Source organism: Pseudomonas sp. NPDC089534, assembly GCF_044749305.1.
In the GTDB taxonomy this organism is placed as follows: Bacteria; Pseudomonadota; Gammaproteobacteria; order Pseudomonadales; family Pseudomonadaceae; genus Aquipseudomonas; species Aquipseudomonas ekonensis.
The window spans coordinates 1-12,276 of the sequence record NZ_JBIVHR010000132.1; the positions used below are offsets into that span (position 1 = coordinate 1).

Genomic DNA, 12,276 nt, shown 5'->3' on the forward strand with positions numbered 1-12,276 from the left:
ATCAGAACGTCGCGCCGTAAAACAGGCGCACGAGGAGAATCGAATGCTTCCGGCTCTATGGGTTGCCAAAACCGGTCTGTCCGCCCAGGACACCAACCTGACCACCATTTCCAACAACTTGGCCAACGTGTCGACCACGGGCTTCAAGCGCGACCGCGCCGAGTTCCAGGACCTGCTGTACCAGATCAAGCGTCAGCCAGGCGCCCAGTCGACCCAGGACAGCGAACTGCCGTCGGGCCTGCAAGTGGGCACCGGCGTGCGCATCGTCGGCACCCAGAAGAACTTCACCCCCGGCAGCCTGCAGACCACCGAGCAGCCGCTGGACATGGCCATCGACGGCCGCGGTTTCTTCCAGATCCTGCAGCCGGACGGCACCACCTCCTACACCCGTGACGGTACGTTCCACCTGGACTCCAACGGCCAGATCGTCAACGCCAACGGTTTCGCCCTGGAGCCGGCGATCGTCATCCCGAACAACGCCCAGACCTTCACCGTGGGCAAGGACGGCACCGTATCGATCACCGTCGCCGGCAACCCGGCCTCCCAGGTGATCGGCAACCTGCAGACCGCCGACTTCATCAACCCGGCCGGCCTGCAGGCCATCGGCAGCAACCTGTTCCTGGAGACCGCCGCTTCCGGCGCGCCGCAGGTCGGCACCCCGGGCCTGAACGGCTTCGGCACCACCGAGCAGAACATGCTGGAAACCTCCAACGTCAGCACCGTGGAAGAGATGGTCAACATGATCACCACCCAGCGCGCGTACGAGATGAACTCCAAGGTGATCTCCACCGCCGACCAGATGCTCTCGTTCGTAACGCAGAATCTGTAATCAAGTCCGAACGGCGGCCATGAGGCCGCCGGCAACACCGTGAGGTAGGGTCATGAATCGCTTTGTATCCGTTCTGGCATTGAGTGGGGTGGTCTCGCTCGCGGGCTGCGTCGCGCCGACGCCCAAGCCCAATGACCCTTATTACGCCCCGGTGCTGCCGCGCACGCCGCTGCCGTCGGCGGCCAACAACGGCTCGATCTATCAGGCCGGCTTCGAGCAGAACCTGTACAGCGACCGCAAGGCGTTCCGGGTCGGTGACATCATCACCATCACCCTGAACGAGAAGACCCAGGCCAGCAAGAACGCCAACTCCCAGGTGGCCAAGAACAGCAAGACCGGCATCGGCCTGACCTCGCTGTTCGGCGGCAGCGGCACCACCAACAACCCGTTGGGCGGCAATGACCTGAGCCTGGACGTCGGCTACAGCGGCGACCGCGCGACCAAGGGCGACAGCAAGGCGGCCCAGGGCAACACCCTGACCGGCTCGATCACCGTGACCGTGGCCGACGTGCTGCCCAACGGCATCATCGCCGTGCGCGGCGAGAAGTGGATGACCCTCAACACCGGCGACGAGCTGGTGCGGATCGCAGGCCTGGTGCGTGCCGATGACATCGCCACCGACAACACCGTGTCCTCGACCCGGGTCGCCGATGCGCGCATCACCTATTCGGGCACCGGTTCGTTCGCCGATGCGAGCCAGCCAGGTTGGTTCGACCGTTTCTTCCTCAGCCCGCTGTTCCCTTTCTAGGTGGCTACTTTGAATTTCAAGCGCCTCATGATGGCCGCGCTGTTGTTGTCGGCGGCCTTCAACGCACACGCCGAACGGCTGAAGGACATCGCCAGCATCTCCGGCGTGCGTTCCAACCAGTTGATCGGCTACGGCCTGGTGGTCGGGCTCAACGGCACCGGCGACCAGACCACGCAGACCCCGTTCACCCTGCAGACCTTCAACAACATGCTCTCGCAGTTCGGCATCAAGGTGCCGCCGGGATCGGGCAACGTGCAGCTCAAGAACGTCGCGGCCGTGTCGGTCAGCGCCGACCTGCCGGCGTTCGCCAAGCCGGGTCAGCAGATCGACATCACCGTCTCGTCCATCGGCAACTCCAAGAGCCTGCGCGGCGGCACGCTGCTGCTGACCCCGCTCAAGGGCATCGACGGCAACGTCTATGCCGTGGCCCAGGGCAACCTGGTGGTCGGCGGCTTCGACGCCGAAGGCCGTGACGGCTCCAAGATCACCGTCAACGTTCCGTCGGCCGGCCGGATTCCCGGCGGCGCTTCGGTGGAACGCGCGGTGCCGAGCGGTTTCAACCAGGGCAACAGCCTGACCCTGAACCTCAACCGTTCCGACTTCACCACCGCCAAGCGCATCGTCGACAAGATCAACGACATGCTCGGCCCGGGCGTGGCCCAGGCCATCGACGGCGGCTCGATCCGCGTCACCGCGCCGCTGGATCCGAGCCAGCGCGTGGACTACCTGTCGATCCTGGAGAACCTGGAAATCGATCCGGGCCAGGCCGTGGCGAAGGTCATCATCAACTCGCGCACCGGCACCATCGTCATCGGCCAGAACGTGAAAGTGGCGCCGGCCGCCGTGACCCACGGCAGCCTGACCGTGACCATCACCGAAGACCCGATCGTCAGCCAGCCGGGCCCGCTGTCCAACGGCCAGACCGCCGTGGTGCCGCGCTCGCGGGTCAACGCCGAGCAGGAAGCCAAGCCGATGTTCAAGTTCGGGCCGGGCACCACCCTCGACGAGATCGTGCGTGCGGTGAACCAGGTCGGCGCAGCGCCGGGCGACCTGATGGCGATCCTTGAAGCATTGAAACAGGCCGGCGCGCTGCAAGCCGACCTGATCGTGATCTGAGGACGGCGACCATGGATATGCGCAAGAGCGGTCTGGTCAGCAGCAGCGATTCGGGGGCCTACTCGGACCTCAATCGCCTGAACCAGCTCAAGGTCGGCGACAAGAACAGCGATGCGAACATGCGCAAGGTGGCGCAGGAGTTCGAATCGCTGTTCCTGGGCGAGATGCTCAAGTCGATGCGTTCGGCCACCGAGGCCCTCGGGAAAGACAACCCGATGAACACGGCGGAAGCCAAGCAGTACCAGGAAATGTACGACCAGCAGCTGGCGGTGTCGCTGTCCCGCGAGGGCGGCGGCATCGGCCTGGCCGACGTGCTGATGCGGCAGATGTCGAAGAACAAGCCAGTGGCGCCGGGCGAGGCGGCGGCCAAGGCGGCCGCGGTGGAAACGCCGGTCGCCGCCGGCACCGCCGCCACCGGCCCGCTGTCGCGGGTCAACGGCGAGCGTCCGCTGTGGGCATCGCGTTCGCTGCGTGCGCCGAACGTCGAGCTTTCCCACCGCAACGACATGGAAATGATCAACCGGCGCCGTCTGGCCCTGCCGCCGAAGCTGGCCGACCGCCTGCTCGCCGGCCTGGTGCCGTCCGCCTCGACGGCCACGAACACCACGTTGCCGCAACGCAACACGGTCAACGCCAGCGCCAATGCCATGGCCGCCAACACCGGCGCAGGCCCGCTGTACAACGGCGACTGGCTGGCGCGGGCCGAGGCGGACAAGGCCTCGGGCGGGCAGATGCAGATCTACGGCCGCGCCATGGCGCAGATCCCGCTGGCGCCGGCGAAGCGCGCGTTCAGCGACGCCGACGAATTCGTCAATACCATGCTGCCGATGGCCAAAGAGGCCGCCGCGCGCATCGGCGTCGATCCGCGCTACCTGGTGGCCCAGGCCGCGCTGGAGACCGGCTGGGGCAAATCGGTCATGCGCGCCCAGGACGGCAGCAGCAGCCACAACCTGTTCGGCATCAAGGCCAGCGGCAACTGGAAGGGCGATTCGGCCCGGGCGATCACCAGCGAGTTCCGCAACGGCCAGATGGTCAAGGAGACGGCCGAGTTCCGTTCCTACGCCTCCTACAAGGACAGCTTCCACGATCTGGTGACGTTGCTGCAGAGCAACAATCGCTATCAAGAAGTGCTGAAGTCGGCCGATAACCCAGAACAGTTTGTACGCGAGTTGCAAAAGGCCGGTTACGCGACCGACCCGAACTACGCGACCAAGATTTCGCAGATAGCCAGGCAGATGGGCAGTTACCCCAACTACGCTGCGGCGGGTGCCTCCACCACGCCTCTCTAGGGCATAAGGAATAAGGTTTAAATCATGAGTTTGCTCAATATCGGGATGTCGGGGCTGTCCGCCAGCCAAGCCTCGCTGGCGACGACAGGCAATAACATCGCCAACGTCGACACCGCCGGTTATTCGCGCCAGCAAACCGTGCAGGGCACCAAGTCCTCGCAGCAGTACGGCAACGTCTTCATCGGCACGGGCACCACCCTGGCCGACGTGCGCCGGGTGTACAACTCCTACCTTGAGGCCCAGCTGCACACCGCCACTTCGCTCAACAGCGAAGCGGCTGCCTACCAGGTCCAGGCCAGCGCGCTGGATGCCTCGCTGTCGGAAACCAACACCGGCCTGACGGGCGTGCTGCAGAAGTTCTTCTCGTCGATGCAGTCGGTCGCGACGTCGCCCACCGACGACACGTCCCGCCAGACTGTCCTGACCGGCGCCCAGGCCCTGACCAGCCGCTTCAACGCGCTGGCCAAGCAACTGAACGACCAGAACACCACGATCAACGGCAACCTGTCGGACATGGCGTCCCAGGTGAACAAGCTGGCGACCTCGATCGCCACGCTGAACCAGAAGATCGGCGAGATCTCCACCAGCGGCGGCCAGCCGAACGACCTGCTCGACAGCCGCAACGAGGCCGTGCGCCAGTTGTCCGAGCTGGTCGGCGCCCAGGTCGTCGAGCGCGGCACCAGCCTCGACGTCTATGTCGGCAGCGGTCAGCCGCTGGTCGTCGGCAACACCATCAATACCCTGAGCACCGTACCGAGCAAGGACGACCCGTCGCGCATGGCGCTGCAGATGGACCGCGGCTCGAGCACCATCGACATTACCTCGGTGGTCAGCGGCGGCGAAATCGGCGGCCTGCTCACCTACCGCAAAGAAGTGCTCGACCCGTCGCTCAACGAGCTGGGCCGTGTCGCGCTAGTGGTGGCCGACCAGATGAACCGCCAGCAGGCCCAGGGCATCGACAAGAACGGTGACTTCGGCGCAGCGATCTTCAACAACATCAACAGCGCCGCGCTGATCAGCCAGCGCAGCATCGCCAAAGACGGCAACAGCGCCGGCTCCGGCAACCTCGATGTGACCATCAAGGACACCGGCAAGCTGACCACCAGCGATTACCAGGTGACCTTCACCAGCGCCACCGACTACACCGTCAAGCGCTCCGACGGCACCGACCTGGGCACGTTCAGCACCACCACCACGCCGCCTCCGGTGATCGACGGCTTCACCCTGTCGCTCAACGGCGGTGCCCTGAGCGCCGGCGACTCGTTCAAGGTGACGCCGACCCGCAACGCGGCCGCCAGCATCCAGACCGTGCTGACCGATCCGAAGAAAATCGCCGCGGCCGGTCCGCTGACCGGCGTGGCCAGCGCCAACAACTCGGGCACCTACACCCAGCCGACGCTGACCAGCACCATCGACATCTACAACCCGGCCGCCCAGGCGGAAATGCAGACCGCGCTCAAGTACTCGACGCCGGTCAAGCTGGTGTTCGGCGCGGTGAGCGGCGGCAGCCAGTCCTACAGCATGGTCGACGCCAAGGGCAACAGCATCGGCACCGGCACCATCGTTCCGGGCCAGGCCAACACCCTGAACCTGAACGTGGGCATGGTCGACGCCACCGGCGCGCCGGTGATGGACAACAGCGTCGTGCCGCCGGTGCAGAAGACCTTCACCGTGCAGACCACCGTGGGCGCCACGCCGAAGGCCGGCGAGACCTTCACGATGAACCTGACCGGCGCGGCGTCCTCGGACAACCGCAACGCCCAGGCGCTGGTCGGCCTGCAGACCAAGCAGACCGTGGACACCGGTTCGGCGAGCAAGGGCATCAGCCTGACCGACGCCTACAACAAGCTGGTGACCAACGTCGGCACCCAGGCGGCCCAGGGCAAGTCCGACAGCGCCGCCACCACGGTGATCCTGAACCAGGCCAAGGGCGCCCGCGACTCGCTGTCCGGGGTCGTCCTGGACGAAGAGGCCGCCAACCTGGTCAAGTACCAGCAGTACTACACCGCGTCTTCGCAGATCATCAAGGCTGCGCAGGAAACTTTCAGCACGCTGATCAACAGCCTTTAAGGAGTCGTAATCCATGCGCATTTCCACCGCCCAGTATTACGAGACGCAAGCTGCGAACTACCAGCGCAACTACAGCAACGCCGTGGCGACCAGCAACGAAGCCAGCAACCTGACCAAAATCAACACCGCCGCCGACGATCCGGTCGGCGCCGGCCGCCTGCTGGCCCTGGGTCAGCAGAGCGCGATCCTGGAGCAGTACAAGGGCAACATCAGCAGCACCAAGAGCGCGCTGAACCTGCAGGAAACCACCCTGGACGCCATCAACACCGCGTTGGCGCGCGCCAAGGAACTGGGCCTGGCCGCCAACAACGGCTTCAAGACCGACGCCGACCGCAGCGCCTACGCCGAAGAACTGGGCCAGATCCAGCAGCAGGTGCTGGGCCTGATGAACTCCAAGGACGCCGACGGCAACTACCTGTTCTCCGGCTCCAAGACCGACACCGCGCCGTACTCGCAGAACGCCGACGGCACCTTCACCTACAACGGCGACCAGACCCAGATCAACCTGGGCATCGGCGACGGCCTGACGGTGGGCACCAACACCACCGGCTGGGACGCGTTCCAGCAGACCATCAACACCAGCCGCACCCAGACCGCCATGACCGCCCCGGCCGTGGACGACGGCCGTGTGGTGCTGTCCAACGGCACCGTCGGCACCGCCGCGACCTACAACGCCAAGTTCAACGGCGGCCAGCCGTACACCGTCAGCTTCCTGAGCAGCACCCAGATCAAGATCACCGATGCCCTGGGCAACGACGTGACCGCCGAAGCCAGCCAGAACGGCGTGATCAGCAACAGCAACGGCGCCAACCAGACGGTCAGCTTCCGTGGCGTGGACATGAAGCTGAACATCAACCTCAAGCCCGGCGACACCAACCCGGACGCCGTCATCGCCGGCCACAGCTTCCAGCTGTCGGCCAGCCCTGACTCGTTCACCACGGCGCGCAGCCCGGGCAACCCGTCGACGGCGGTGATCACCGGCTCCACCATCACCAACCAGTCGGACTACACCAACACCTTCCCGGCGAACGGCAGCACGGTGCTCAAGTTCACCAGCGCCACCGCCTTCGACCTGTATGCCGCGCCGATCACGGCCGACAGCAAGCCGATCTCGTCGGGCACCATGGTCGGCGGCAACGCCGTCGCCGCCGGCGTGACCTTCGCCATCGGCGGCACACCGGCCAACGGCGACCAGTTCTCGATCCAGTCGAACAACCACCAGACCCAGAACGTGCTCGACACCCTGGGCCAGATGATCACCGCGCTGAAGGCGCCGATCGACGGCGATCCGGTGGCCAAGCAGAAGTTCCAGGGCACCATGGAGTCGGCGCTGGGCAACATCGACAGCGCCGTGAACCAGATCGGCTCTGCGGTCACCTCGATCGGTGCCCGCGGGCAGGCGCTGGAAGAGCAGACCACCACCAACGACAGCCTGACCGCGGCGAACGCCACCACCCAGAGCTCGATCCGCGATTCGGATCCGGCCGAGGTAATGACCCGCCTGACCCTGCAGCAGACCATGCTGCAGGCCGCCCAGCTGGCGTTCAGCAAGATTTCCCAGTTGAGCCTGTTCGACAGGATCTGAGGATGAGCGGGCGCGCGAGCGCCCGTTTCCCCACCGTTCTTTCTTTGTCTTCTTTTGCGGTTTCGAAGGGCTCGCTGTACCGGGCGGGTTCCCGCCGCTTGCGAGTCCGCCGTGAATCCACTCCCCCTTGTCAGCCTCGTCATCCCCGCCTTCAACCCGCGCTTCTTCGAGCGGACGTTGAACAGCGCCGTGAGCCAGACCTACGGTTCTCTTGAAATCATCGTCTGCGACGACAGCCGCGGCAGCGAGATCCAGGAGATCGTCGCTTCGGTGAGCGAGCAGTCCGGTGTTGCGGTGCGCTACGTGCGCAACCCGCGCACGCTGGGCATGATCGGCAACCTCAAGGCCTGCCTGGCCGAGGCGCAGGGCGAGTTCGTCAAATTCCTGTGCGACGACGATCACCTCTACGCCTCCTGCATCGAGCAGCAGGCCCACGAGCTGGTGCGCGACGAAGTGAGCCTGGTGCTGGCCCAGCGGCTGCTGTGGGACGCGCAGGACATCATCCTGCCGGCGCGCCTGGAAAACACCTCGCTGTCGCCGGCCAGCGGCCTGTTCAAGGGCGACGACCTGCTGGCGATCTTCGAGAAGTTTCCGGTGAACGTCCTGGGCGGCTTCAGCAACGCCCTGTTCCGGCGCACCGATCTTGAGGAACTGTTGCCGGCGCTGACCCAGGAAGGCCACTGCTTCACCGCGTCCCTGGATTTCGCCCTGTACATCTGCCTGATGCGGCGCGGCAACGTGGCGATCTCCAACAACGTGCTCAGCGCCGAGCGGCTGTACCCCGAGCGCCTGAGCGCCAGCCAGCCGATGAAGGATGCGGTGGAGGTCGAGCGCGAGTGGATGACGCAGATGCTCAAGGCCCGCAGCGGCGAATCGGCGCCGGCCCCGGGATGGGTGCGTTATGTGCCGCTGGCCAAGGCCGACGAGTCGCCGCGCGCCTGGGAAGAGCTGCCCCTGAGCCGCACGCTCGGCACCAAGCAGAGCCGTCAGGAATGGTGCGTCGGCATCGACAGCTGGAGCTTTGCCGAGCTCTACGCGCAATGGCTGGGCTGCCGCGTGCTCAGCGAGGCGCAGCGCCGGCAACTGCCGGAGACCTTCGCCAGCTGGTCGCACAAGCCGCGGATCGTGCCGGTGGTCATCGACGCAGAAGGCAGCCGCGACGGCGTCGAGCGCACGCTGGAGGCGCTGGCCGCCCAAGACTATCCGCCGGAACTGATCCTGGTGCTGTCCGCCGACTGTTCCGAGCCGGCGCTGGACGGCCAGGTCTTCCGCATGCCGTTGCAGGGCGACGGCCTGGAGCAGGTCAATGCACTGCTGCCGCAACTGGAAGGGGCCGACTGGTTCTACCTGCTGCGGGCAGGCGACCGCCCGGTGGCCCCGGCGCTGTTGGTCATGGCCGAGCGGATCGTGCACAACCCGTCGCTGACCTGCCTGTACGGCGACGAAGGCAGCCTGCGCAACGGCGAGTCGGCGGAGCCGGCGTTCAAGCCGGACTTCAACCTCGACCTCATGCGCAGTTACCCCTACGTCGGGCGTGCCTTGGCGTTCCAGCGCGAGCGCTTCCTGGACCTGGGCGGCTTTGCGCCGGAGTTCGCAGAGCTTGCGCCTCACGATGTGCTGTGGCGCATGGTCGAAAGCGGCGGCACGCACGTGGTCGGCCATATCGCCGAAGTGATGCTGGAATCGGTCTTCGACCTGGCCAAATGGCTGGCCGAACCGGGCGTCGTCGAACAGAGCCCGCGGGTGCTCGAAGCGCACCTGCAACGCCTGGGCGTTGCCCATGAGCTGCGCCGCGGCAGCATCGACCTGCTCAACCGCATCGACTATCGCCATGCCCGCCGCCCATTGGTGTCGGTGGTCATCGTCACCAAGGACCAGACGGCGGCCTTGCAGCGCTGCGTCGAGACGCTGCTGGAAAAGACCGCCTACAGCGAATACGAACTGCTGTTGGTCGACAACGGCAGCGAAAGCGCCGAGGCGTTGGCGTGGCTGGACGGCATGGCGCAGTTGGGCAGCGACCGGCTGCGCGTGTTGCGTTACCCGCAGCAGGGCAACCCGGCCGCCACCTACAACTTCGCGGTGGGCCAGGCCCGCGGCGAATACGTGCTGATGCTCAACTCCTTTGCGGTGATCACCCAGGCGGACTGGCTGGACGAACTGCTCAATCACGCCCAGCGCCCGGAAGTCGGCGTGGTCGGCGCCAAGATCTACAACCCGGACGGCTGCGTGCTGCACGCCGGCCTGGTGCTGGGCATGCAAGGGGCCGTCGGGCTGCCGTTCTACGGTCAGCCGATGCAGGCGGACGGCTACATGTACCGCCTGCAGACGGCCCACGATTTGAGTGCCGTCGGCGGCGATTGCCTGATGATTCGCAAGGCGCTGTTCCAGGCAGCGGGAGGGCTGGACGAGCAGGAACTGACCCAAACGCTCAACGTCGTGGACCTGTGCCTGCGGGTCGGTCAGGACGGCTATCTGGTGGTCTGGAACCCTTACGCCAAGCTGGCGTTGGGCGCGCGTCCTACCGTGGAGGCGACGGAGCAAGAGCAGCAACTGCACGTGCAAGAGCACGAAACGTTCTACCAGCGCTGGTTGCCGGTCATCGCGCGCGACCCGGCCTTCAACGTCAACCTGGCGCTGCAAGGCGTCGGAGCGACCAGTTTCAGCCTGGAGCCGGGCCTGCGCACCGGCTGGACGCCGTTCTCCAGGAAACTGCTGCCCAATGTGCTGGCCGTGCCGATCAACGCGTCCGCCATCGGCCACTACCGCATCAGCCAGCCGATGATCGAGCTGGAAGCGGCGAACCGGGCCGAAGGGCGCATTTGCTACGGCTTGCCGTCGATCATTGAGATCGAACGCCAATCCCCCGACGTGATCGTGCTGCAAGGGCGTTACTCGAAACACGCCATCGATGAGATCCCGCCGCTGAAGCAATTCTCCAATGCGCGGAGGATCTTCGAGCTCGACGACAACGTCATCGACGTGCCTCAGCGCAATGCGCACATCCGCAACATGCCCAAGCGCGATGAAATGGAGCAACTGGTGCGCCGTGCCATCGGCTACTGCGACCGCGTGGTCGTGTCCACCGCGCCTTTGGCCAACGTCCTGTCGGACATGCACCACGACATCCGCGTCGTGCCCAACATGCTGTCCCGGCACCTGTGGACCGGCCTGCGCAGCCAGCGCCGCACCTCGAAGAAGCCGCGGGTCGGCTGGGGCGGCGGCACCAGCCACCACGGCGACCTGGCGGTGATCGCCGACGTGGTGCGCGAACTGGCCAACGAGGTCGACTGGGTGTTTTTCGGCATGTGCCCGGACGACCTGCTGCCGTACATGCACGAGTTCCACGGCGTGATCGGGCTGGACGTGTACCCGGCGAAACTGGCCAGCCTCAACCTGGACCTGGCCTTGGCGCCGCTGGAGTTCCACATCTTCAACGACTGCAAGAGCAACCTGCGTCTGCTGGAGTACGGCGCCTGCGGCTATCCGGTGATCTGCACCGACACCGAGGCCTACCGCGGTTACCTGCCATGCACCCGGGTCAAGACCAACACCACCGACGAATGGCTGCAAGCCATCCGCATGCACCTGGCCGACCCTGACGCCAGCTACCGCATGGGCGACGAGTTGCGCGAGGTCGTGCTGCGCGACTACGTGCTGCGCGACGAGAACCTGCGTTATTGGGAAAACGGCTGGCTGGCGGACTGACCGGTTCGAGACGGCATGCTGTCAAAAAGAGGCGACCTGTGGGTCGCCTCTTTTGTGCCCATGAAGAACATCTCTATCTCAAGGCTTACGGGGGAGTCGTTGGCTCAAGGTTTGGTCTTTTCCTGTCGATAACACCTCATTCGCTTGGTCGGCGTGGACGGCCAGATCGCCGCGCCGGCGCGCACAAGATCAATGGCGGCGGTGTCAACACGGTCGACTATTCGGCCTGGGCCGACGGCCTGGTGGTCAACCTTCCGGCCAACAGCGATGCCTTTACGCTGTTCGGTTGATCTTGGCGATGCAGTGTCTCCAGTGCCCGTGCGGATTGGAGACCTTCAGCGTTGAAAACAGGCGACTTTATGTCGCCTGTTTTTGTTTGGGTTTCAGGGGGATGCTTTTCCTCCAGCTCGTTTTGCATTGACCGGGTCAAGCCAATCGACGAGCGTTTCAACGGGCGGGTGCATGAGGCACTCCCTTCAGACGGAATCTGGTTCATCAACAAGGCAAGGAAGAAATACATGGCAGTCATCAACGGAACAAACGGCGCGGATACGCTGGCAGGCACCAGCGGGGACGACGAGATCAATGCCCTGGGCGGCAATGACGTCATCAGGGGCAGTGCGGGAGCCGACAAGATCGATGGCGGCTCCGGTGTCGACACGGTCGACTACTCGGGCTCGTCGGCCGGGGTCGCCGTCGAGGTGCGTTTTGGCACCGGCCCGGCGGGCAAGGGCGGCGATGCCGAAGGCGATACCCTGACCGGCATCGAGAACGTCATCGGCTCGGCGTTCGACGACGTCCTGATCTCGGGCCAGGACCACACGGCCGCGGCGATCCGCCTGGAGGGCGGTGCGGGCGACGACATCTACTACATCAACACCGGGATGACACCGACCATCGTCGAGCAGGCCGGCGGCGGCAATGACGAAGTGCG

General features: G+C 65.4%; 9 protein-coding genes. All 9 read left to right on the plus strand.

Features of this window, described 5'->3' with window-relative positions; genetic code table 11:
* Positions 1-43: 43 nt before the first annotated feature.
* Complete coding sequence (flgG, locus tag ACIP0B_RS26235) at positions 44-829, plus strand: flagellar basal-body rod protein FlgG (protein WP_217893162.1); 786 nt, start codon at positions 44-46, stop codon at positions 827-829.
* Between the two features lie 52 nt (positions 830-881).
* Entirely contained in the window at positions 882-1,577 is a 696-nt protein-coding gene (gene flgH / locus ACIP0B_RS26240) for a flagellar basal body L-ring protein FlgH (protein WP_400837600.1), read from the plus strand.
* A 27-nt stretch (positions 1,578-1,604) separates the two neighbouring features.
* Positions 1,605-2,693 carry a flagellar basal body P-ring protein FlgI gene (locus ACIP0B_RS26245; RefSeq protein WP_085577892.1) on the plus strand — a complete coding sequence of 363 codons (1,089 nt, stop codon included), beginning with the start codon at positions 1,605-1,607 and terminating at the stop codon, positions 2,691-2,693.
* An 11-nt stretch (positions 2,694-2,704) separates the two neighbouring features.
* Entirely contained in the window at positions 2,705-3,982 is a 1,278-nt protein-coding gene (gene flgJ, locus ACIP0B_RS26250; protein ID WP_400837603.1) for a flagellar assembly peptidoglycan hydrolase FlgJ, read from the plus strand.
* A gap of 24 nt (positions 3,983-4,006) precedes the next feature.
* Positions 4,007-6,052, plus strand: coding sequence for a flagellar hook-associated protein FlgK (gene flgK, locus ACIP0B_RS26255; protein ID WP_400837605.1), 2,046 nt, complete (start codon positions 4,007-4,009; stop codon positions 6,050-6,052).
* A 13-nt stretch (positions 6,053-6,065) separates the two neighbouring features.
* The gene (locus ACIP0B_RS26260; RefSeq protein ID WP_400837607.1) at positions 6,066-7,637 is read left to right on the plus strand and encodes a flagellar hook-associated protein 3; all 1,572 of its coding nucleotides are present in this window, start codon (positions 6,066-6,068) and stop codon (positions 7,635-7,637) included.
* 111 nt (positions 7,638-7,748) lie between these two features.
* A complete protein-coding gene (locus ACIP0B_RS26265) occupies positions 7,749-11,342 on the plus strand; it encodes a glycosyltransferase (RefSeq protein ID WP_400837609.1) in 3,594 nt (1,197 codons plus the stop codon).
* Positions 11,343-11,380: 38 nt separating this feature from the next.
* The gene (locus ACIP0B_RS26270; RefSeq protein ID WP_400837612.1) at positions 11,381-11,632 is read left to right on the plus strand and encodes a hypothetical protein; all 252 of its coding nucleotides are present in this window, start codon (positions 11,381-11,383) and stop codon (positions 11,630-11,632) included.
* A 228-nt stretch (positions 11,633-11,860) separates the two neighbouring features.
* Positions 11,861-12,276: calcium-binding protein (locus ACIP0B_RS26275; protein ID WP_400837619.1), on the plus strand; the 416-nt coding region annotated here is incomplete at its 3' end.